Genomic DNA, 20,202 nt, shown 5'->3' on the forward strand with positions numbered 1-20,202 from the left:
TAGACATCACAGCGACCGGCGGAACAGGAAGCTATACCTACGTGTGGGACAACGGGAAGACCGGTGAAGATCTGACAGGTCTCACGGCCGGGACCTATAAAGTTATCGTTACGGATGCGAACGGATGTACGGCCACAGAGACGGTAACGATCGCCCAGCCAAGCGCTCCGTTAAGTTTGACCGGAACAAAAACAGACGTGAAATGCTTTGGTGAGAACACGGGAGCAATAGACATCACAGCGACCGGCGGAACGGGAAGCTATACCTACGTTTGGGACAACGGGAAGACCGATGAGGACCTGACAGCACTCACGGCCGGGACCTATGAGGTAACGGTAACGGATGCGAACGGATGCCAGGCGACAGAAACGGTCACTATTACCCAGCCGAGCGCTTCACTAAGCATCAGTGAAAACCATGCTAACGTGAAGTGCTACGGGTCTGCCAGTGGAAGCATAAACATCAGCGTAAGCGGAGGAAAAGCACCTTATGTTTATTCTTGGAGTAATGGAGCTATTACTCAAAACTTAAGCGCTTTGGAAGCAGGAGATTATACTTTAACAGTAAAAGACGCTAACAATTGTTTGGCGGCAATCGAAATAACAATTAGCCAACCTTTAGCGCCTTTAACATTAGTAGAAAACCATGAAGATATATTGTGTTACGGTGACGCAACAGGTAGTATTTCCTTAAAAGTGGATGGAGGTACAGCGCCTTACAGTTATCTATGGACAAATAACAAGGTAAGTAAAGATCTTGAGGGATTAAAAGCTGGGATTTATGCGGTAACAATTACAGATGCTAAAGGATGCACCATTGGCACACAAATTCAAATTAATCAGCCTGCTGCGCCTTTATCCATAACAGAAACACACCAAAACGTGGCTTGCTTTGGAACAAATACCGGAAGCATTGCTATCAATGTTTTAGGCGGAACTGCTCCGTATGCTTACGAATGGTCAAATGGGGTTGAAATCCAAAATCTAGACAATTTATTTGCAGGCGATTACGAAGTTAAGGTAACCGATAAAAACGGCTGTACCGTTATCAAAAAAATCCAGATCACTCAGCCCGTTGCTCCTTTGGCATTGAGCGAAACGCATGTAAATAATGGCTGCTATTCCGATAACATAGGAAAGATTACCCTTACGGCAACAGGAGGTGTTACTCCTTATACTTACCAATGGAGCAATGGCGCTACCACCAAAAATTTAGCAAACCTTGCCCCAGGTGTTTATCAAGTTGTGGTTACTGATAAAAACGAGTGTACACAAACATTATCAGTAGAAATTTTACCAATAAAGCCCTTTATAGTTAAAACCGAGGTAGAACAGATAAAATGTTTCGGGGATAACTCGGGTAAAATAAACCTTCAATTAAGTGGAGGAGAAGCTCCTTATCAGGTAAGTTGGTCTAACGGTTCAACTGGTCTGAGCCTACAAAACTTAGCTCCCGGAAATTATACCTATTCTGCAAAAGATGCTTTGGGTTGCGTTCAAACAAAGACCATCACCATCACTCAACCGCAACTACTTTCTGCAAAAGCTGAGGTTAAAAATACCAGTTGTAAGTACTCTCCAGATGGAGCAATAAAACTCAATGTTTTAGGCGGTACACAGCCTTATCGATTTATTTGGAATGGTACCGATAGAGGACAAAATAGTTCGTTAATCAATGTTAATGCAGGTAAATACGATATCACAATTATCGATGCAAATAATTGTTCTTTCAGCTTGGTAGCTGATGTTTTGCCAGGAAATTGTGCGCCAACTGCAAAAAACGACAGTTACAGCACCCTAGAAGATACGCCAATAACCATAAAAACGCCGGGAATTATCATCAATGATAGCGACCCCGATGATGACGATATCCGCGTTGCGGTGCATACGGCTAAAGACCCTTACGGCGATTTGGGCGATATTGACGGTGACAAAACCTCGTTTAAAACCACAAACGGTCGGATTATTTTAAATGCCGAAGGTTCTTTTACCTATATCCCAAACAAGAATTTTGTGGGTACCGAATATTTTATTTACAAAGCTACGGATGGCGATTTACGTTCGGATTATGCACGTGTCAGCATAGAAGTTACAGCCGTAAACGATCCGCCAAACGCAAATGACGACCATTTTACCATCAATGAAGATGAAAAATTGCTGGGCTCGGTTGCTTTAAATGATACCGATCCGGAGAACGACGAACTTCAATTTACGGTGGTGCTGCCGCCAACAAAAGGCAAGCTCAACCTTAACAAAGACGGTACTTTTGAGTACATCCCTGAAGCAAATTTTCACGGGACAATTACTTTTGGCTACCAAGTGTGCGATCCCGACGGCCTGTGCGATCAAGCGACAGCTACCATAGTGGTTATTCCGGTAAATGATGCGCCAATTGCTATGGATGATAAGTTTTCGTTGAAACGCGATGGCCAGATTGCCGAAACTGTTGCCACAAACGATACCGAGCCGGATTACGATCCAATGGTATTTAGCAAGCTCACTAATCCCGCGAACGGAAATTTAACGTTTAACGCCGATGGAACTTTTATTTACAAACCAACAGCTAATTTTAAAGGGATAGACACTTATAGCTACCGTGTTTGTGATCCTTTCGGTTTGTGCGATACCGCAACCGTTTCGCTTGTAGTGCAGCCGGTGGTTACCGTGAATTTAACACCAAGCAGGGCAGAGATAAAAGAAGGCGACACCATCTCGGTTACTGCAGTGCTCACAGAATCTTTGTTGGAAGATTTAACCGTATTCTTAAGCTACGGCGGTTCGGCACAAAATGAGCTAGATTATAAGCTGAGCGGCAATTTTATCTCAATGCTTATCCCTGCAAACCAAACCGAAACTACGCAACGGATTATTGTAAAAGCACTTGTGGACGATGTTAAGGATGATAACGAGACTGTAATTGGCAATATCAGCTCAACATCGCACCCAACTTTTGTCAACATCGGCACAAATTCGCTTATAAACATACGGGATGTTTATCCGGAAACGGTAACAAACACGCCGGATGAAAATCCGGACATTAACCCGGATCCTATGTTTTCACCAAACGGCGACGGGCAGGGCAATGAAAGTTTTATTATCTACAACATCACTAAATATCCGAACAACGAAGTGGTGATTTTTAACCGTTGGGGCAACGAGGTGTACCGCACCAAAGGCTACGATAACAAAGGCAATTCCTTTAAAGGCATCGCCAACGTGGGCATTTTAACAAATACCAATAAAGAACTGGTAGATGGGGTTTATTATTATTTGATTTATACCCACGAAAACAACAAACAAAAACTGAACAAAGGCTATGTGATTTTAAAACGATGACCGGTTGGTCCGGTGTCCGGGTTTAGTTGGTTCGGTGTTAGTTGGTTTGGTATTGATTGTTCAAAGTTTTCAGACTTACGATTTTTTCTGGCTAAGTGTGCAGAAAAATCGTAGGTCTTTAGAATACGTTTATTTACACCCACCCAACCTTTAACCTTAGGCCTCAATCCTTTACCAACCCTTCAGCCTCAACCCTTCAACCTTACGCCTCGGAAATCAGGCCCGCTCCTCCCAAATCATAGCTAAATTCACAATTGTTCTTACGGCTGCTTCCATATCTTGCACAGAAACCCATTCCTGTTTGCTGTGAAAAGCATGTTCGCCCGCAAATAGATTGGGGCAGGGCAAGCCCATAAATGATAATCGCGAGCCATCTGTTCCGCCGCGGATACTTTGTTTTTTCGGACTAATGCCCGCTCTTTCAATGGCTAAAAGCGCAAACGCGCTCACCTGTGGATGTTGCGCAATCACTTGTTTCATATTCCGGTACTGTTCGCTTATGCGGTAAGCGACCGATGCGTTAGGGTAGTTTTTAAGTACGTTTTCGCAGATGTTTTTTAATTCTTTTTCATGCTCGTGCAGTTTATGGTCCTCAAAATCCCTGATAATAAAGTCGATTAGGGCCTCTTCAACTTGTCCGCTAATGTTAACCGGATGCACAAAGCCTTCTTTATCTGCGGTGCTTTCTGGCGAAAGCCGGTTTTTGGGAAGTGCCGCAATTATCTCTCCGGCAATTTTAATGGCACTTTCCATTTTGCCTTTTGCAAAACCCGGATGTGCGCTTTGGCCTTTTATGTTCACCTGCATCCCATCGGCAGAGAAGGTTTCATCTTCAAAAGAGCCTAAAGTTTCTCCGTCTATAGTGTAGCCAAAATCGGCGCCAAGCTTTTTTAAATCTAAATGATCCACTCCTCGTCCAATTTCTTCATCGGGTGTAAACAAAACTTTAATTTCGCCGTGCTTGATATGCGGATTTTGCATCAAAAAATTCGCAGCGTCCATAATTTCTGCAATTCCGGCTTTATTATCGGCACCTAAAAGTGTGGTTCCGCTGGCGGTTATAATATCGTTTCCAATTTGCGCTTGTAAATCCGGGTGTTCGTGCAAACGCAAAACAACGGTCTCGTCATCGGGTAAAACTAAATCTTCTCCCTGATAGTTTTTGTGCACAATGGGTTTTACATTTTCGCCGCTACAATCTGGCGAGGTATCCATGTGCGAGCAGAAGCAGATTACCGCTACTTTTTTTGACGTATTGGCCGGAATGGTCCCAATCACGTAACCAAAATCGTCTATGCTAGCATCTGTAATGCCCATTTCTAGCAGTTCTTTAACCAATTCCTGGCCTAATATTTTTTGTTTAGCGGTAGATGGGAAAGTAAGGGAGCTATGGTCCGATTGGGTATCGAATTTTACATATTTTAGAAAGCGCTCTTTGACTGTATGTTGGATGTTCATAAAATACAATTTTGATTATCAAATTATTTGAAATATTTTTATGCCTTGTTCTGTGAAAGACAAAGAAAGTAAAAGATAGGTTGATAAACTTTAGAATTTTACATTAGCTTTTGAATAATTTGAAAAAATTAATATTTGCCCTTTTACTTTTTGTATCAGCAAATGCTTTTTCGCAAGCTACGTTTTACCGCATTGGTTTGGGCGTTAATGCTGGTTTAACAACAGCTTATACGGGTTTAACATATGGTCCCAGTCCTGTAGAAGGATTAGTAGGTTTTGCGCCAAGTAAAGGTTTAATGACTAACAAAACACGCTCTTTCGGCGGTTCTTTAGATTATTATTTTACGCCCTTTATTTATGGAGGCATCAACTACAATATGGTGCAATTGAAAGACGGAACAGATAAACATAATAGGGCTTTTGTTTCGGATTTTACCAATATTGAAATAAGAGGAAACGTTTCGGTAGGGCAGTTTATTGATTTTTCTTACAGTCCGTTTTTGTACGCCATACGTAACGTAAATGCTGGTTTAGGGATTGGTTTTATCAGCGGGACTAATAACGTGGCAGATTATGATCCTAATTTAAGTGTAACAGACACCAATCCTTTTCCGAGAAGGATGCACGCCGGAGACCTAGGTAAATCAAAATTCGACGGCGTGGTAGCTTTGCCAATCAGCATCGGTTATAATTTAAACCTGTATAACGCTTACCAAGAGGTGAAGTTTGTGGTAGGCTTTCAATACAAAATGGTATTTACTACTTCCGATGATTTAGATGGTTATGCAGATGATCCGAAAATTTTCCAAAACAACGCTAAAGATGCCTATACCTCTTTCGGGGTTTCTTTAAAATACTTATTTGGGCCTAGCGGCTTATACTTCAAGTAACCTGGTGAATATTGAAAGCCTCAGAAATTACTGCCTAAGCAAAGCCGGAGCTGCAGAAAGTTTCCCTTTCGGCGAAGAAACACTGGTGTTTAAAGTTGGCGATAAAATTTTTTTATTGGCGGGGCTGTCCAATCCCATAAGCTTCAATGCCAAATGTACACCCGCTTGGGCACTAGAACTTCGGGAAAAATATGCGGCCGTACAGCCGGGCTACCACATGAACAAAAAACATTGGAATACCGTTTTTTACAACCAAAACCTGCCAAACAGTCTTTTAACCGAGTTGATTGATCATTCGTACAGCTTGGTTTTTAACAGTTTACCTCAAAAAATACAACAACAAATCCATGCAACAATTTCTAAATGAAACGCCGGTATCGTTTGTTATTTTCGTTTTTACCATAGCTACCAGCGTTTACGCCTTTTATAACCCATCATTATACGGAAGGTTGATGTTGCATCCTTACTCGGTATCTCGCGGGAAAAGTATTTTCCAGCTGTTAAGCAGTGGTTTTGTACATAAAGATTGGCAGCATTTAATATTTAATATGCTGTCTTATTATTTCTTCGCCTTCAACTTAGAGCGCGCAATTGGCCATTGGCAGTTTGCTTTGTTGTACTTGCTTTCTTTAATCCTAAGCGATTTGCCAACCGTCCAGCAGCATAAAAACCATTATAATTACCATAGTTTGGGCGCGTCAGGCGCAGTTTGTGCCGTTTTATTCTCTTATATCCTTTTCTCGCCTTTCTCTTCCTTATTTATCATCCCAATACCATTTCCAATTCCGGCAATCGTTTACGGCGTGCTGTTTTTGGTTTACAGCTCATACGCTAGCAGGCACGCAAATGACGGGATAAACCACGATGCACATTTCTACGGTGCTATATCCGGCGTATTAATCACGGTGCTGTTGTATCCTCAGGTAATCCAATATTTCATCAGCACTGTTGAGGCTAAGTTTGGGATTTAGTATTGCAAATCAGTAGGTTATCAAAATAAAATTCAACAAAATTGCGTCGCAAGCTTGAAACAATAGAAAAAATTGTTACATTTGCAACGATTCGAAAGAGGGGACGATAGTCCCCTCTTTCTATTTTAGGTACAAATTATGGGCGTAGAGGCACGTATTAGAGCGTTAGTAGAAGAAAAATTGGCGGATAGGCCTGATCTTTTTATTGTTGAGCTAAAAGTAGTAAACAATTCAAAGGTGATAATTCTGTTAGACGGCGATAAGGGCATAGGCATACAAGATTGCGCGGCGGTTAGTCGCCACGTAGGTTTTCATTTAGAGGAAGAAAACCTTTTTGACAGTGCTTATAACCTTGAAGTTGGCTCGCCCGGTTTAGATGCGCCTTTAGTATCAGATAGGCAATTACAAAAAAATGTAGGCCGCCTTTTAGAAATAAAACTTAAAGACGGTAAAAAAACCGAAGGAGAGTTGCTAGGCGCCGATGAAGAGCAGGTGGTAATTATGGAGGTGCTTAAAGAAAAAAATCGCAAGCCCCGTAAAGCCGAGCGCGGTATAAAAAGAGACGAAATAGCCGAGATAAAAGTTGGCGTTTCTTTTAAATAACAACGTAACAAAGAAAAATATCAATGATATAAAATGAGCAGTATTAATTTAATCGATTCATTTCAGGAGTTTAAAGACTTCAAGAATATTGACCGCCCGACGGTTATCAGTGTGTTGGAAGAAGTTTTCCGCAGTATGTTGCGCAAGCGGTTTGGCACCGATGAAAATTGCGACATCATCGTAAACCCAGATAACGGAGATTTGGAAATTTGGAGAACGCGTACCGTTATGGAAGATGGTTTTTCTGAAGATGACGATCTTGAAATTGAACTGGCAGACGCTCATAAAATAGATCCGGATTTAGAAGTTGGGGACGATTTTATTGAACAGATTACCTTAGAAAGTTTTGGCCGCAGAGCAATTTTAGCAGCCCGCCAAACTTTGGTTTCTAAAATTTTGGAGTTAGAGAAAGACGAAATTTTCAAAAATTATAAAGATAGGGTAGGCGAAATTGTTACCGGAGAAGTTTACCAGGTTTGGAAAAAAGAAACTTTGGTTTTGGATGATGAAGGTAACGAGTTGATTTTGCCTAAAACAGAACAAATCCCGGCAGATTATTTCAAGAAAGGCGATTCTGTACGTGCAGTGGTGCATAAAGTGGAAATGTTGAACAGCAACCCACGCATCATCATCTCCAGAACAGCGCCAGAGTTTTTACAGCGTTTGTTTGAGCTGGAAGTTCCAGAGATTTTTGACGGCCTCATCACCATCAAAAAAATCGTGCGCGAACCGGGCGAAAGAGCTAAAGTTGCTGTAGAATCTTATGATGACCGTATAGATCCGGTAGGTGCCTGCGTAGGTATGAAAGGTTCGCGTATACACGGGATTGTTAGAGAGTTGAAAAACGAAAACATCGACGTTATCAACTTCACCAGCAATATTTCACTTTACATCCAACGTGCATTGTCGCCAGCAAAAATCACCTCTATTAAATTAGATGATGAAACCATGCGTGCGGCGGTTTACCTTAAGCCAGACCAAGTGTCATTGGCAATTGGCCGTGGCGGACATAATATTAAATTGGCCGGGAAATTAACCGGTTACGAAATTGATGTTTATCGCGAATCTACCGAAGAAGAGGAAGATGTGGATTTAGAAGAATTTGCAGACGAAATTGACGGTTGGATTATCGATGAATTTAAAAAGATAGGTTTAGATACCGCAAAAAGCGTAATTGCATTAAGCACTGCCGAGTTGGTAAAACGTACTGATTTGGAAGAAGAAACGATTGAAGAAGTGCTTGATATTTTACGCTCGGAATTTGAATAATTTTTGTTTTGCAGTAAGTAAACGTACTTTTGTTTTATATAAGTTAGAAAGAGAACATTAAATGTCAGAAGACAAAAAACTAGGAATTTTAAAAGTTGCGAAAGAGCTAAACATCGGTTTAGGAACCATCGCCGAGTTTTTGAATGGCAAAGGCTTCAACGTAGAGGCTAAACCTAACACAAAGCTCGACGATGAGATGTACCGTGCTCTTTTAAAAGAATATCAGGGCGATAAGATCCTGAAGGAGGAGGCAAAAAGTATCGTAATTGGTAAAATCCGTCGCGAAGACGCAAATACCACTATCGAGTCTACTCCGGCTGCAGCACCGGCTAAACCAAGTGATGATCATGAAGAAATCCTGATCAAAAACGCGGGCGCTCCGGCTGTTCCGTCGCAACCGGCTGCCCAAAAACCGGCAGAACCGGAAGTTCCTAGTACAGGCAACGCTCCTGGCGTTAAAGTTGTTGGCAAAATTGATCTTGATAGCTTAAATACCAGGACCCGTCCGGAGAAAAAAACGGAAGAACCACAACCCGAGCCGGCAAAGCCCCTAGCGCCAGAACCGGTAAAAGAAGAAGCTCCAAAAGCCGAAACTAAGGTGGAAGTACCGGAGCCGGTTAAAGAAAAAGAGCCAGAAGCACCAAAAGCAGAGGAAAAACCTGTCGAGGTAGCTCCTAAAGAGGAAAAAGCACCTGTTGAAAAGCCGGTTGCTACATCTGCCCCAGCAAAAGCAGAAGAAAAACCTGCGCCGGTGGTTAAAAAAGAAGAGCAAAGCAGCACTACAGAGGAGGATGACGAGGTAATTAGGGCCAGGGCAAAACAGCTTACGGGGCCAAAAGTTATCGGCCGTATTGAACTTCCGGTAGATCGGAAAAAAGATCAGCCGGTGGCATCTTCATCAAACCCTAATACAGCTGATAATAAACGCAAACGTAAACGCAAACCTACTGTTGGTGGTCCAGCCAGGCCGGGTCAAGGTCAGGGACAAGGTACCGGTGGCGGTTTTAACCGTGGCCAAGACGGTGGCAACAGAAACAATACCAGGCCTCCGCATAAAAAAGGACAGCCTTTGCCGCCTAAAGCAGAGCCTACAGATAAAGAAATCCAAGATCAAATTAAGGCTACTTTAGCTAGATTAAGTGGCGCAGGTAAATCAAGCAAGTTTGCACAGCGCTCCAAACTAAGAAGACAAAAACGCGACGACGTAGCAGCCAACGCCGAAGAAAGAATGATGGCGGAGGAAATGGAATCAAAAATCTTGAAAACCACCGAGTTTGTTACCGCAAACGAGTTGGCTACCATGATGGATGTTTCTGTAACCGAGGTTATTGCTACTTGTATGAGCTTAGGCTTGTTTGTTTCTATCAACCAAAGGCTAGATGCCGAAACCTTGACCATCGTTGCAGATGAATTTGGATACGAAATCCAGTTTGTTGGTGCCGAAGAGGAAGAGATAAATTTGGAAGAGGAAGACCGCGAGGAAGATTTGGTTTCGCGTTCGCCGATAGTAACGGTAATGGGCCACGTGGATCACGGTAAAACATCATTGCTGGATTTTGTTCGTAAAGCAAACGTAATATCTGGCGAAGCCGGCGGTATAACACAACATATTGGTGCTTATGAAGTAACGGTAGAAGGCGACAAGAAAATCACTTTCTTAGATACGCCAGGTCACGAAGCCTTTACAGCCATGAGGGCGCGTGGTGCTAAAGTAACCGATGTTGCCATTATTGTAATTGCAGCGGACGATACCGTGATGCCACAAACAACGGAAGCAATTAACCACGCAATGGCGGCAAACTTGCCAATTGTATTTGCGTTTAATAAAATGGATAAGCCGGGTGCAAACCCAGATAAAATACGCGAGCAACTATCTGCAATGAACATTTTGGTAGAGGAGTGGGGCGGTAAATACCAAACCCAGGAAATTTCTGCTAAAACCGGGATGAATGTAGATAAGCTTTTAGAAAAAGTACTGCTAGAGGCCGAGTTGCTTGAGCTAAAAGCCAACCCTAAAAAACGAGCCGTAGGTACTGTTATTGAGGCGCAGTTGGATAAAGGTAGAGGTTATGTAGCCACTGTTTTAGTAGAAGCCGGAACGTTAAAAGTAGGTGATCCTATTTTGGCGGGCTCGTACAGTGGTAGAGTAAAAGCTTTGTATAACGAGCGTGGCGCCAGAATCCAAAAAGTTGGACCATCGCAACCGGTACAGGTTTTAGGTTTCCAAGGTGCGCCACAAGCGGGCGATCGCTTTAACGGTGTGGAAAGCGAATCAGAAGCGCGCGATATTGCAAACAAACGTTTACAATTACAACGTGAGCAAGGTTTGCGCACGCAGAAACACATCACGTTGGATGAAATTGGCCGTCGTTTGGCTATCGGTAACTTTAAAGAGCTTAACATTATCATCAAAGGTGACGTGGACGGCTCTGTTGAGGCACTTTCAGACTCGCTACAAAAACTATCTACTGATGAAATTCAGGTGAAGATTGTTCACAAAGCGGTTGGTCCAATCTCAGAATCAGACGTGTTATTGGCTACAGCTTCAGATGCGATTATTATCGGTTTCCAGGTTCGTCCATCTGCCGGAGCGCGTAAACTGGCCGAAGCCGAAGAGATTGATGTTCGCTTGTACTCTGTAATTTACAAAGCCATTGAAGAAATTAAGTCTGCAATGGAAGGGATGTTGGCGCCAGAGTTTGAAGAGAAAATTGTGGCCAACGTTGAGATACGAGAAACCTTTAAAATCACCAAAGTGGGTACCATTGCAGGTTGTATGGTGTTGGATGGAACCATCAACAGAAACAGCAAAATCCGCATCATTCGCGAAGGTGTAGTGATTTACACTGGCGAGCTCGAATCGCTTAAGCGTTATAAAGATGATGTGAAAGAAGTTTCTAAAGGTTACGAGTGCGGTTTAAACATCAAAGGTTACAACGATATCCAAGTGGGCGATATAGTTGAAGCTTACGAGCAAGTAGAAGTAAAACGTAAACTTTAAAGTTCTAAATTAATATTACAAGCCTCTGATTTTTCAGGGGCTTTTTTGTTTTGAGGCATTTCGACGTTCAGCAAAAACTGTATAATCCTTCACCAAAAACAGACAAAAGCCAAACAAAAAAAAGCTATTTTTGCGTTTTCAAAAAATCGAGCATGATTTACTTCTTTCAAAATCCATCAGATACCATTTTTGTTTTACAAGCCGAGCAAACGCTTAACGATGCTGATATCCAAAAATTGGAATGGCTATTTGGCGACGCTAAAATTATCCAACAGGAAACATTAGAAGGTTCTTTTGTTGGTCCACGTGCCGCGATGATTACCCCTTGGAGCACCAACGCTGTGGAAATTACCCTTACTATGGGTATCGGTGGCATCTTGAGGATAGAAGAATTTAAGAGAGTAGATGCAGATTTTTCTGATTTTGACCCGATGCTTTCTCAGAAATATTCGGGTTTAGGTCAAAACGTATTTTTCAACGATATTAAACCTGAGCCCATTTTAGAGATTACCGACATTGTGGCATATAACAAGCAGGAAGGCCTTTCTTTAAGCGATGAAGAGGTGAATTACCTGACGTCGTTGGCGCAAAAATTGGGCAGGCCGCTAACAGATTCTGAAGTTTTTGGTTTTTCGCAAGTAAACTCCGAGCACTGCCGCCATAAAATCTTCAACGGAAAATTTGTGATTGATGGGGAAGAACAACCTTCTTCATTATTTAAGCTCATCAAAAAAACATCAGAAGAAAACCCTAATGATATTGTTTCTGCTTATAAAGACAATGTGGCTTTTATAAAAGGTCCAAAAGTGCAGCAATTTGCGCCAAAGCGTGCCGATGAACCTGCGTTTTATGCGGTAAGCGATTTTGACTCTGTAATATCTGTTAAGGCAGAAACACATAATTTCCCTACCACGGTTGAGCCTTTTAATGGCGCGGCAACCGGTTCTGGTGGCGAAATACGCGACCGTTTAGCTGGCGGACAAGGTTCTTTGCCATTGGCCGGCACAGCCGTCTATATGACAGCGCTTTCGCGTTTAGCGGATGACAGACCATGGGAAAAAGGGGTGAAAGAAAGAGATTGGTTGTACCAAACACCAATGGATATTTTAATTAAAGCATCAAACGGTGCAACAGATTTCGGAAATAAATTTGGCCAACCTCTAATTACCGGCTCTGTTTTAACTTTTGAGCACGAGGAAGACGGCAGAACTTTGGGTTTCGACAAGGTGATTATGCTTGCCGGCGGTATCGGTTACGGTAAAGCCAGTCAGGCGCAAAAGAAGAAGCCAAAACAAGGGGATAATATTGTGATTTTAGGTGGCGATAACTACCGTATTGGTATGGGCGGTGCAGCAGTTTCTTCTGCCGATACCGGCGAACATGGTAGCGGTATCGAACTAAACGCCATCCAACGTTCTAATCCAGAGATGCAAAAAAGAGCAGCCAATGCGGTGCGCGGATTGGTAGAAAGCGATTTAAACCCGATTATTTCTATCCATGATCACGGCGCTGGCGGTCATTTAAACTGCCTTTCCGAATTGGTGGAAGAAACCGGCGGATTGATTGATTTGGATAAATTACCTGTTGGCGACCCGACTTTATCTGCAAAAGAGATCATCGGCAACGAATCACAAGAACGTTTAGGTTTGGTGATAGGGGATGAGCATATTGAAACTTTGCAAAAGATAGCAGACAGAGAACGCTCGCCAATGTACACCGTGGGCAAAGTCACCGGCGACCACCGTTTCACCTTTAAATCCGAAAAAACTGGCGCAAAACCAATGGATTTAGAGCTGGCGGCGATGTTCGGCAGTTCGCCTAAGATTGTGATGACGGATAAAACCGTTAAACAACAATATCAGGGCATTAGCTATGATAGCGCAAAACTGCAAACCTACTTAGAACAAGTTTTACAACTGGAAGCAGTTGCTTGTAAAGACTGGCTAACCAACAAAGTGGACCGTTGCGTTGGCGGACGTGTAGCCAAGCAACAGTGCGCAGGCCCTTTGCAGCTGCCTCTGAACAATTGCGGCGTTACCGCATTAGATTTTCAGGGGAAAGAAGGTATTGCAACCTCGATAGGACACTCGCCTTTAACCGCCTTAATTGACGCGGCGGCGGGCAGCAGAAACGCTGTTGCCGAAGCGCTTTCCAACATTATTTGGGCACCTTTAAAAGACGGTTTAAAAAGCGTGTCGCTTTCCGCCAATTGGATGTGGGCCTGCAAAAACGAGGGTGAAGACGCACGTTTGTACGAAGCGGTGAAAGCTTGTTCGGATTTTGCCATAGCGCTTGGCATCAATATCCCAACCGGAAAAGACTCTCTGTCCATGAAACAAAAATATCCGGACGGTGAAGTTATTGCGCCCGGCACGGTAATTATTTCTGCAGGTGCCAACTGTAACAATGTTTCTAATGTGATAGAGCCTGTTTTGCAAAAAAACGGTGGTGCTATCTATTATATCAATCTCTCTAACGACACTTACAAACTTGGCGGTTCTTCTTTCGCACAGATATTAAACAAAATTGGCAACGAGGCGCCAGATGTTAAAGATGTCGCTGCATTGAAAAATATGTTCAATGTAATGCAACAGCTGATAAAAAACGGTAAAATTGAAGCAGGTCACGATATTGGAAGCGGGGGCTTAATTACTACTTTATTAGAAATGTGCTTTGCTGATGTGAATTTGGGCGCAAAAATCGATCTCAGTTCGTTAGGAGAAGAAGACAGTATAAAATTGTTGTTTTCAGAGAATATCGGCTTAGTTTTCCAAGCAAAAGCTTCAGCAGAAGAAGTTTTAACAAAGGCAGGTGTGCAGTTTCATAAAATTGGTGAGGTGCTTTCAACCGCTAAGTTGGAACTTAGCAATGCCACAGATCAATATAGTTTTGACATTGCGCACTTGCGCGATGTTTGGTTTAAAACATCGTACCTGCTAGATAGCAAACAAACCGCCAACGGCTTAGCCAAAGAGCGTTTTGATAATTATAAAAACCAACCGCTAGTTTTCAAATTTCCAGCAAATTTTGATGGGAAAGCGCCACAGATTAACCCTACTAAACCGCGTCCTAAGGCAGCAATCATCCGCGAAAAAGGCAGTAACTCTGAACGCGAAGTAGCCAACGCCATGTATTTAGCAGGTTTCGATGTGAAGGATGTTCACATGACCGACCTAATAACCGGCCGCGAAACTTTGGAAGATATACAGTTTATTGGTGTTGTAGGTGGTTTTTCCAATTCGGATGTTTTGGGTTCTGCTAAAGGTTGGGCCGGTGCGTTTTTATATAACGAGAAAGCTAAATTAGCGTTGGAGAACTTTTTTGCTCGGGAAGATACGCTTTCGGTAGGTATCTGCAACGGTTGTCAGCTGTTTATCGAGCTGGGTTTAATCAATAAAACTCACCAACAGAAGCCTAAGATGTTGCATAACAAGAGCGGCAAGCACGAGAGCATATTTACCTCATTAAAAATCGAGGAAAACAATTCTGTAATGTTATCAAGCTTAGCCGGTACAACTTTGGGGGTGTGGGTATCGCACGGCGAGGGCAGGTTCTCTTTGCCTTATAGCGAGGATAAATACAAAATTGTAGCAAAATACGGTTATGATCAGTATCCGGCCAGCCCTAACTTCTCTGACTACAATACTGCTGTAATGAGCGACGATACCGGCCGCCATTTAGTGATGATGCCGCACCTGGAGCGTTCACTTTTCCAGTGGAACTGGGCAAACTATCCAAAAGGCCGAAAAGATGAGGTTTCGCCGTGGATGGAAGCCTTTGTTAACGCCCGTAAATGGATTGAAGAAAGAGAAAAGTAACAGCAAATCGCTTCAGATTATACAGCCTCAAAATGCTTTTGAACAAAGAGCAATTTGAGGCTTTTTTAATGCAAAAGACATTTCTAAAAAAATAAAGTCTACTAAATCCATATATTTTATATATTTGTCGCGGATTTATCTTCCGATAGGCTTTGGAACTGCTCTAAAGCCTTTTGTGGGAAGTCCACCACGGTGTTGTTTGAAATTGATTTAAGGAACAAACCGTCTAAAAAGCATTTGATTTAAATTATGTTAAGTTTTAGAAGCGAAATTGAGAACCCGGTAGTTCAAAAAGAAATTATTGACCTCGAGCGCAAAATCCGCGCTTTCCGCGATGGCAAAATCCACGACGATAAATTTAAAAGTCTAAGGTTGGCTCGCGGTATTTACGGTCAGCGCCAGCCGGGCGTTCAAATGGTGCGTATCAAAATCCCTTTCGGAAAAGTGACTTTCCAGCAGATATTGAAAATTGCCGATGTGTCGGACGAGTTTGCATCATCAAACCTGCACTTTACTACGCGTTCTGATATCCAAATCCACTACGTAAGTTTGGACCGTACGCCCGAGCTTTGGGCGCGTTTGGCCGAAGACGGAATTACCACACGCGAAGCCTGCGGAAACACCGTACGTAACGTTACAGCTTCTTGCATAGCCGGTATCGACCCGAAAGAGCCTTTTGACGTTTCGCCTTATGCTTACGCTTTCTTTAAATACTTTTTGCGCAATCCTGTTTGCCAGGAGATGGGCCGTAAGTTTAAATTCGGCTTTTCTTCAAGTGATGATGATACCGCGATATCTTTTATTCACGATGTGGGTTTTATCCCGAAAGTAAGGATAGAAAACGGCGAGGAAGTGCGCGGTTTTAAAGTAGTATTGGGCGGCAGTTTGGGTGCACAGCCATACATTGGCCAGTTGGTAACAGAGTTTATGCACGAGGATTTAATTATTCCTTTTGGAGAGTCTGTTTTGCGCGTTTTTGACCGTTTTGGCGAACGCACCAACAGAAATAAGGCACGTTTAAAATTCTTGTTGAACAAAGTGGGTTTTGATGAGTTTTTGAAAATGGCCGAGGAAGAGCGCATTGCCACTAAGGTAAAAACTTACAAAATAGACCGCGATAGCATCCCAACACCTAACATCCCAGAGGCGATTGTTACGGATGTAGAAATTCCGGCCGAGCGCAAGCTGGCTTACGAAATGTGGTTGGCTACAAACGTGTTCGAGCAAAAGCAAAAAGGTTTCAACGGTGTTTTTGTAAAGGCAAAAACCGGCGATATGTCAACCACGGTAGCTCGCCAGTTTATTGCGGCTATCAGACCGTACGCTTCAGACGAGTTGCGTGTAACCATCAGCCAAGGTTTGTTGTTAAAATACGTGCGTACCGAAAACCTAGCGGCGCTGTTTTTAGCTTTAGATGCATTAAAACTAACCGAACCGGGCCATGATAGCGTTGCCGATGTTACAACCTGCCCAGGAACAGATACTTGTAATTTAGGTATCTCCAATTCTATGGAGCTTTCTCGCGTGCTAGAATCAGTGATTTACGAAGAATACGAGGAGTTTGTTTACAACAAAGACATCAAAATAAAAATTAGCGGCTGTATGAACAGCTGTGGCCAACACGGTATTGCACATATTGGCTTCCACGGAAGCTCTATGAAAGTGAACGGCAGAGTGATGCCAACCGCACAGGTGCTTATTGGTGGCGGTGTAGTTGGAAACGGAGAAGGCAGAGCGGCGGATAAAGTGATTAAAGTGCCTACCAAACGTGCGCCGCAGGTATTGCGTGCCATTTTAGACGATTATAAAATGAAGTCTGATGCTTATGGCAATTTCCATCAATATTACGATGCAATGGGTAAAGATTATTTTTACCAGTTGTTAAAACCTATCGCAGACCAGTCAAACGTGGAAGACCATGAATATATAGATTGGGGGCATGAGGAAACTTATGAGAAGGCGATTGGCGTGGGCGAGTGCGCAGGGGTAATTATTGACTTAGTGGCTACCTTGATGTTCGAAGCCGAAGAAAAGTACAGCTGGGCCTTAGAATCTTACGAAGCTAAAGCTTGGGCTGATGCCATTTATCACGCTTACAATACCATGATTAGCGGTGCAAAAGCATTGCTCTTAGATAAGGGAGTTAGCAAAAGCACACAAATTGCAGTTTTAGATGCGTTTGATGAAAACTTTAGCGGCCAGTTTGGGCTTGCCAGCTTAAAAGATATAGTTCTGCAAATCAATAAAAACGAGCCGTCAGAAACTTTTGCAGAAGCATATCTGGCGCAAGCCAATGACTTTTTAGGTCAGATTAAAAATTTTAGAGAACAACCCGCAATAGTTTAATTTTTAGCCGTAAAGGCGTATATGAGTTTACCAACTAAAGATATTGCGGATAAGACTATCGAAAACGGCAACGAGCTGTTTCCGATATTTTTAAAATTGCACAACCTGCAAACTTTGTTGGTAGGTGGCGGTAACGTAGGTTTAGAAAAGCTTAGCGCTTTATTAAACAACAGTCCGCAAGCCAAAGTAAATATCGTTGCAGATCGCTTTTTGCCCGAGGTAAAAAGTTTGGCAAACGCACACACGAACATCAACATCATCGAACGTAAGTTTGAAGAAAATGATTTAGACGGCGCAGATTTGGCCATTTTAGCTACTGATGATTACCAACTGCACCAGTACATTTGCACTTTAGCTAAAGAGCGGGGCATTTTGGTAAACGTTGCAGACACGCCCGAGCTGTGCGATTTTTATTTGAGTTCAATCGTTAAAAAGGGCAACTTAAAAATCGCCATTTCTACCAACGGCAAGTCGCCTACGGTAGCAAAGCGTATAAAAGAGGTGTTAAATGAGAATATCCCTAGCGAAATTGATGAGACGCTAGAGCATATGAATCAGTTGCGCAACACTTTAAGTGGCGATTTTAGCGATAAAGTACGTGCTTTAAATGCAGCAACGGCAACTTTGGTACAAAAGCCCGAAGAGCAAGTTCCTTTATCGCCACGTAAGGTGAGTTTCGCAATCTGGAGCTTGGTAGTAGCTTTTGCGGCACTAACCTTTTATGTGGTTTGGAAAGAAGAGCCAGAGTTTAGAGCTTATGTAGAGGGTATAAACCCTAAATTTTACTGGTTTTTGGGGGCAGGTTTTGTGTTTGCGATGATTGATGGCGCCATAGGAATGTCTTACGGGGTAACCTCGACAACGTTTTCGCTCTCCTTAGGTATTCCGCCCGCATCTGCAAGCACCGCAGTCCACATTTCCGAGATTTTGAGCAACGGAATTGCCGGCTGGATGCACTTTAAAATGGGAAACGTAAACAAGAAATTGTTTAAAATCTTGATTATTCCCGGAATTATCGGCGCGGTTAGCGGTGCTTTTATTCTTTCGTCATTAGAAGAATACAACCATTACACCAAACCTTTAATTTCTGTTTACACGCTTATTTTAGGTATAGTAGTGCTTAAAAAGGCCTTAAACATCCAAAGAAAGAAACGTGCTAAAGCCAAAAAAATCACAAAAATTGGGCCTTTGGGCTTTTTTGGAGGTTTTATAGATGCGGTAGGTGGCGGTGGCTGGGGCTCAATTGTGTTGTCTACACTAATTGCAGGTGGCAGAAGCGCGCGCTACTCTTTGGGTACCGTAAAAATGACGCGCTTTTTTATCGCGCTTTTAAGCTCGCTCACCTTTGTTACCATGTTAGATGGTTTACGTTGGTACGCCGTTGCCGGTTTGGTAATAGGAAGCGCTTTAGCGTCGCCAATCGCTGCTAAAGTGTCTAATAAAATATCAGCTAAAACCATTATGGTTGCTGTAGGTATAATAGTAATTTTGGCCAGTTTAAACACCATCAGTAAGTTTTTACTGGCATTTTAACAGAATTGTGCAGATGAATATAGAAGAAGTAAAAAAAGCAATTGCCGGATTTAGTCCGCAAGAAGTGCTGGCTTTTGTATCCCAAAGCTTTCCCGGTAAGGTTATTTTTTCTACCAGTTTTGGCTGGGAAGATCAAGTAATTACCGATATGATTTTCTCGGCAAACTTGCCCATCAAAGTTTTCACTTTGGATACCGGCCGTATGTTTACCGAAACCTACTACACTTGGAACCGTACATTGGAGCGCTACCAGAAACCTATCGACGCATTTTATCCTGATAAAGAGAAATTGCAGGAAATGGTGAGCAAAAAGGGGCCAAGCAGTTTTTACGACTCTGTAGAAAACCGCAAAGAGTGCTGTGGCATTCGTAAGGTAGAGCCACTAAATCGCGCCTTAGCGGGCTATGATGTTTGGATTACGGGTATCCGTGCAGACCAATCTGCGAACCGCGAGGATATGCACTGGGTAGAGTGGGATGCTGCGCACAACTTAATTAAAGTGCATCCGCTGTTTTTTTGGACTTTAAATGAAGTTAAAAGCTACGTGAATGATAAAAATGTACCCTACAACCCTTTGCACGATAAAGGTTTCCCAAGCATAGGATGCCAACCTTGTACCCGCGCCGTACAGCCGGGTGAAGATTTTAGAGCCGGACGCTGGTGGTGGGAAGATGCAAGTAAAAAAGAATGCGGTTTGCACGATGTAAGCGCGCATGAAGAAGTGTTTAAACCTTAAGGTAAGGTTTAAGGTACGAAGTATAAGGCGTAAGGTTTAGGATGTTGAGGTATATAACGCAAAGCTTAAACAGAAAACTTGTATAAAAATAGGTTTACGCTTATTTAATTGATATAAAATTTAAAAGTATTGGATTAGATTTCTGACGGGAAAACGCCTCCTATCTCACATCTCAATACTCAATATTAAAAAAGAAGTTTTGAGCAGAGTTTAAGTCGTTTTATAAGTCTCATATCTCACAT

12 protein-coding genes are annotated in these 20,202 nt (G+C 42.7%); 11 read left to right on the top strand and 1 reads right to left on the bottom strand.

The window, feature by feature from the left end; all coding sequences use genetic code 11:
* On the top strand, positions 1 to 3,335 hold a 3,335-nt coding region (locus BCY91_RS14760), incomplete at its 5' end, for an Ig-like domain-containing protein (RefSeq protein WP_120182820.1).
* Positions 3,336 to 3,551: 216 nt separating this feature from the next.
* Here BCY91_RS14760 and pepT read toward each other — a convergent pair.
* On the bottom strand, positions 3,552 to 4,793 hold the full coding sequence (pepT, locus tag BCY91_RS14765) for a peptidase T (protein ID WP_120182821.1): 1,242 nt from the start codon (positions 4,791 to 4,793) through the stop codon (positions 3,552 to 3,554).
* 119 nt (positions 4,794 to 4,912) lie between these two features.
* Here pepT and BCY91_RS14770 point away from each other — a divergent pair, with 119 nt between their 5' ends.
* The 10 genes from BCY91_RS14770 to BCY91_RS14815 all read left to right on the top strand — a co-directional run bounded on the left by BCY91_RS14770 (position 4,913) and on the right by BCY91_RS14815 (position 19,960).
* Positions 4,913 to 5,683 carry a hypothetical protein gene (locus tag BCY91_RS14770; RefSeq protein ID WP_120182822.1) on the top strand — a complete coding sequence of 257 codons (771 nt, stop codon included), beginning with the start codon at positions 4,913 to 4,915 and terminating at the stop codon, positions 5,681 to 5,683.
* Between the two features lie 4 nt (positions 5,684 to 5,687).
* A complete protein-coding gene (locus BCY91_RS14775) occupies positions 5,688 to 6,050 on the top strand; it encodes an MmcQ/YjbR family DNA-binding protein (protein WP_120182823.1) in 363 nt (120 codons plus the stop codon).
* Positions 6,031 to 6,654 carry a rhomboid family intramembrane serine protease gene (locus BCY91_RS14780; RefSeq protein WP_120182824.1) on the top strand — a complete coding sequence of 208 codons (624 nt, stop codon included), beginning with the start codon at positions 6,031 to 6,033 and terminating at the stop codon, positions 6,652 to 6,654. Before BCY91_RS14775 ends, BCY91_RS14780 begins: the two co-directional genes overlap by 20 nt.
* A 138-nt stretch (positions 6,655 to 6,792) precedes the next feature.
* Positions 6,793 to 7,257 (top strand): ribosome maturation factor RimP, encoded by a 465-nt coding sequence (locus tag BCY91_RS14785; RefSeq protein ID WP_120182825.1) that lies wholly within the window; start codon positions 6,793 to 6,795, stop codon positions 7,255 to 7,257.
* A 33-nt stretch (positions 7,258 to 7,290) separates the two neighbouring features.
* Positions 7,291 to 8,526 (top strand): transcription termination factor NusA, encoded by a 1,236-nt coding sequence (gene nusA / locus BCY91_RS14790; RefSeq protein ID WP_120182826.1) that lies wholly within the window; start codon positions 7,291 to 7,293, stop codon positions 8,524 to 8,526.
* Positions 8,527 to 8,587: 61 nt separating this feature from the next.
* Positions 8,588 to 11,527, top strand: coding sequence for a translation initiation factor IF-2 (gene infB / locus BCY91_RS14795; protein WP_120182827.1), 2,940 nt, complete (start codon positions 8,588 to 8,590; stop codon positions 11,525 to 11,527).
* A 152-nt stretch (positions 11,528 to 11,679) separates the two neighbouring features.
* Entirely contained in the window at positions 11,680 to 15,345 is a 3,666-nt protein-coding gene (gene purL, locus BCY91_RS14800; RefSeq protein WP_120182965.1) for a phosphoribosylformylglycinamidine synthase, read from the top strand.
* 249 nt (positions 15,346 to 15,594) lie between these two features.
* A complete protein-coding gene (locus tag BCY91_RS14805; RefSeq protein ID WP_120182828.1) occupies positions 15,595 to 17,691 on the top strand; it encodes a HEPN domain-containing protein in 2,097 nt (698 codons plus the stop codon).
* A 21-nt stretch (positions 17,692 to 17,712) separates the two neighbouring features.
* Entirely contained in the window at positions 17,713 to 19,224 is a 1,512-nt protein-coding gene (locus BCY91_RS14810) for a TSUP family transporter (protein ID WP_120182829.1), read from the top strand.
* A 13-nt stretch (positions 19,225 to 19,237) separates the two neighbouring features.
* Positions 19,238 to 19,960 carry a phosphoadenylyl-sulfate reductase gene (locus tag BCY91_RS14815; protein WP_120182830.1) on the top strand — a complete coding sequence of 241 codons (723 nt, stop codon included), beginning with the start codon at positions 19,238 to 19,240 and terminating at the stop codon, positions 19,958 to 19,960.
* The last annotated feature ends 242 nt before the right edge of the window (positions 19,961 to 20,202 follow it).

The sequence above is a fragment of the Pelobium manganitolerans genome, assembly GCF_003609575.1.
Classification (GTDB): Bacteria; Bacteroidota; Bacteroidia; order Sphingobacteriales; family Sphingobacteriaceae; genus Pseudopedobacter; species Pseudopedobacter manganitolerans.